The organism is Streptomyces torulosus (genome assembly GCF_001419765.1).
Taxonomy (GTDB): domain Bacteria; phylum Actinomycetota; class Actinomycetes; order Streptomycetales; family Streptomycetaceae; genus Streptomyces; species Streptomyces torulosus.
Genome location: NZ_LIRK01000532.1, coordinates 1 through 3,464 on the forward strand (window position 1 = coordinate 1; position 3,464 = coordinate 3,464).

Sequence of the window (3,464 nt, forward strand, 5' to 3'; positions counted from 1 at the left end):
GTCGCCGACATCATCGCCGAGGCGGCGATGGCGGCCGACCTGGAGTTCACGCTGGGGGGTGGTCGGGCGTTCCGGCCCGCGCAGGTGGGATGCCTCCCGCTGGACGACGGGATCCTCGCGCAGGTCGACGAACGCTACGGCGAGGTCTGGTTCGACGACATCTACCCGATCGTGCGTGTGACCGACGAGGTCCTGCTCTGGCGGCTCCTCGCCCACGGAGCCGCCGACCGGCTGGTGGATCTCGTTCCGGAGCTGGGGGAGGCGGGTCCGCTCCTTCTGGCCCACCCGTCGGACGGTGTGCTGCTGGCCATGCGGGAGAGGGACCTCGTACGCCCCGGTTACGTCCTGCGAGCCGCCGAGATCATGGGTGTGACCCCGAGGGCGGCCGTCGCCCGTGCCGTGGAGTTGGGTGTCGGAACGCTGGACCCAAGACGGTATCCGGACGGTGAGCCGGACCCGGTAGACGTCGATCTGCTGAGGAACGGCCCGCGAGACACCGACCACATCCCGGTCGACGAGGCGGTGGTGTGGCTGTCCGCCGCCAAGCCGGTGCCGCTGCGCCACTTTCTCTACGCCTATGTGGACCTGGGCCTGAGCGTCACGGAGACGGCCGACCGCATGAGGTCGTACGGCTTCGACGTCTCGCTGGCCGAGGCCCTTCCGGACCGCCCGGACCGGACGGACCTCGTGCTGTTGAGCCAGGACGGCGAGGGCGAGGGCCAGTGGTTCCGCGGTGACCGTGAGGTGCCGCCGGGGCATGTGCTGTGGAGCGCGGAGCGGACCGGCCTTCCGGTGGCGGAGGTCTGCCGTCGACTGCGGAACCACGGGCTGGAGGTGACCGACCCCCCGGAACGGCAGAGCCCGGAGGATCTGCGGTTGCTCAGCCGCGATCACGACGGCCGGCCGCCCTGGCGCGTGGCGGGCGGGGCCGTAGCCTTCAAGGGCCTTCTGGACGCTGCGGAGAAGAGCGGCATGACGGTCGCTGATGTCGCCGCCGTACTCACCGCCTACGGGCTGCGTCCGGGGAGTCCCCCGCCGGTCCAGCCGACGGATCAGGACCTCAGACTCTTCGGTAGCCCGGGGAATGGGCATGCCGGCCATGGGCGGTCCGTCAGCGGCCTGCACGAGTGGCGCCGGGTATGGGTCAGGGCTGCCGATCTGGGGCTGTCGCAGGCGGCCGCGGCGGACCGACTGCGTGCACTGGGGGTGGCGTGTCCGCTGGTCCTGCCCAAGGCGCCGACCGAACTCGACCACGCCCTGCTCGACAGGGACCTCCACCTCTGGCAGACGTTGCACGCGAACGACAGCGAGGTCCCCCTGCCCCTCCTCCTGATCACCGCGTACGAACTGAGCAGATCCGTCCCCGAGGTCGGCGCACGTCTGGAGTCGTACGGGCTGCGGGTGCCGGACTTCTCCACGTACGGAACGTCCGATCGCGCGGATCTCTGGGACGACATCGCGTTGCTCAGCAGGGACCTGAGCGTTCCAGAGCTCGGGCTTGTGGCGGTCTACCGGCCGAGTCTCCATCAGTGGCTGACGCCCGGGACCCAGGTCCCCCTCCACCACCTCTGCGCCGCCTCGACAAAGCTAGGCATCCCCCTCGCCGAGGTCCCCGTCCGACTGCGCGGCCTCGGCATCGACGTGCCCGACGTCGCCGACACCGTCCGCGCCGCCATGGCCCGGCTCCCCCGCCCCTCGCGGGAACAGAACCCGGCCTGACGGAATCGCTAAAGCTCCTTCTCGTACCAGGCCACGTCCCAGTAGCGGTCGAACTTCCGCCCGACCTCCCGGTACGTCCCCACGTGGCGGAAGCCGAAGCGTTCGTGGAGGCGGGTGGAGGGCTCGTTCGGCTGGGCGATGCCGGCGTAGGCGCGGTGGACGTCCTCGGCCGCGAGCGCCTCGAACAGCGCCTTGTACAGCAGTGTGCCGACGCCCCGGCCGGCCGCGTCGGGGGCGAGGTACACGGAGACCTCCACGGACGTGTCGTACGCCGCCTTCGCACGGAACGCGCTGCTCGTGGCGTAACCGAGGATTCGCTGTGAATCCTCCGTGGTGGCAACTATCAGGCGATGCCGACCGTCTACAAGGTGGGAGAGCAGCCAAGGACGGCGCTCCTCCGGAGTGAAGACGGTGGTGTCGAATGTGATGGGCGTCTCACTGACGTAGTGGTTGTAGATGTCGGTGAGGGTGTCGAGGTCGGCCTCGACTCCTGGTCTGACCTGCACCTCTACGGGCCCCGCGGACATCACGCCTCCTCCTGTGGCCGCACAGGGTACTGCAAGATCAGAAAAATAGTGGGCCTGCTTGGGAATTCTGTCCTGATTCCAGTCGTTGTTTCCTTCGGAAGCCGGGCACTCGGGAGAGTGTCCGAGCGGCCTTGTCAAGACACGTAGGACCAGACACGACCCTGCCAGCCCACCATCGCAAGGGAGCACGCATGGCAACCCGTGCCGTCGCCGCTCGTCGTTCGTCCGCCGCCGGCGGGAGCGACGCGGCAAGCAGCGTTCGCGCCTCTGGCGGCGAGATCGCCGACCGCGACCTGGTCGGCATGTACCTCGACGAGATCGCGCGTACACCGCTGCTCGACGCCGCCAAGGAAGTCGAGCTGTCCCAGATCATCGAGGCGGGTGTGTTCGCACAGCAGATCCTCGACGGCGAGGAGGAGGCGAGGGCGGACGCGACCCATGAGGAGTTGGAGGCCCTCGTCGCCGACAGCGATCGGGCCAAGGACATCTTCATACGGTCGAACCTCCGCCTCGTCGTGGCCGTCGCCCGGCGGTATCCGCGCAGCGGTCTGCCCCTGCTCGACCTCATCCAGGAGGGCAACGCGGGCCTGGTCCGCGCGGTGGAGAAGTTCGACTACCGCAAGGGCTTCAAGTTCTCGACGTACGCCACCTGGTGGATCCGTCAGGCGATCACCCGNNGGTCGAGGAGCTGGGCCGGATCCGACGGGTGCAGCGCGAGTTCAACCGGGAGCACGGCCGCGAACCCGAGCCCCAGGAGATCGCCGCCGAGCTGGGCTCCACCCCGGAGCGCGTCAGCGACGTCCTCGACTGGGCCCGCGACCCGGTCTCCCTGAACATGTCGGTGGACGACGAGGGCGAGACCCAGTTCGGCGACCTGCTGGAGGACACCTCCGCCGTCTCGCCCGAGCAGTCCGTGCTGACCCTGCTGCGCAGCGAGGAGCTCGACAGCCTCATCGGGCGCCTCGACCAGCGCACGGCCTCCATCATCAAGATGCGGTACGGCATCGAGGACGGCCGCGAGCGCACGCTCACCGAGGTCGGCAAGGAACACGGGCTCACCCGTGAGCGGATCCGCCAGATCGAGAAGCACGCGCTGCTCGAACTGAAGAAGCTCGCCCGCGACACGGGCTTCGACGCGGCGGCCTGACCCGCCCGGCCGGGCTACGACGCGGCGGCCCCATCGTGGCCGCCGCGCCCCGCCCGTCCCGCCGCCGGGAC

At 69.6% G+C, this 3,464-nt stretch carries 2 protein-coding genes and 2 pseudogenes; 3 read left to right on the top strand and 1 reads right to left on the bottom strand.

From position 1 onward, the window contains the following. Positions 1–1,719: wHTH domain-containing protein (locus tag AOK23_RS32190; RefSeq protein ID WP_206336351.1), on the top strand; the 1,719-nt coding region annotated here is incomplete at its 5' end. Between the two features lie 8 nt (positions 1,720–1,727). On the opposite strand, the gene AOK23_RS32195 is transcribed toward AOK23_RS32190, so the two are convergent. Further along, positions 1,728–2,246 (bottom strand): GNAT family N-acetyltransferase, encoded by a 519-nt coding sequence (locus AOK23_RS32195; RefSeq protein WP_055716088.1) that lies wholly within the window; start codon positions 2,244–2,246, stop codon positions 1,728–1,730. Positions 2,247–2,437: 191 nt separating this feature from the next. Between AOK23_RS32195 and AOK23_RS50580 the strand changes: the two are divergent. After that, positions 2,438–2,922 (top strand): annotated as a pseudogene (locus AOK23_RS50580) (sigma-70 family RNA polymerase sigma factor); the annotation flags it as partial. A 2-nt stretch (positions 2,923–2,924) separates the two neighbouring features. Beyond that, positions 2,925–3,393 (top strand): annotated as a pseudogene (locus AOK23_RS50585) (sigma-70 domain-containing protein); the annotation flags it as partial. Positions 3,394–3,464 lie beyond the last annotated feature (71 nt).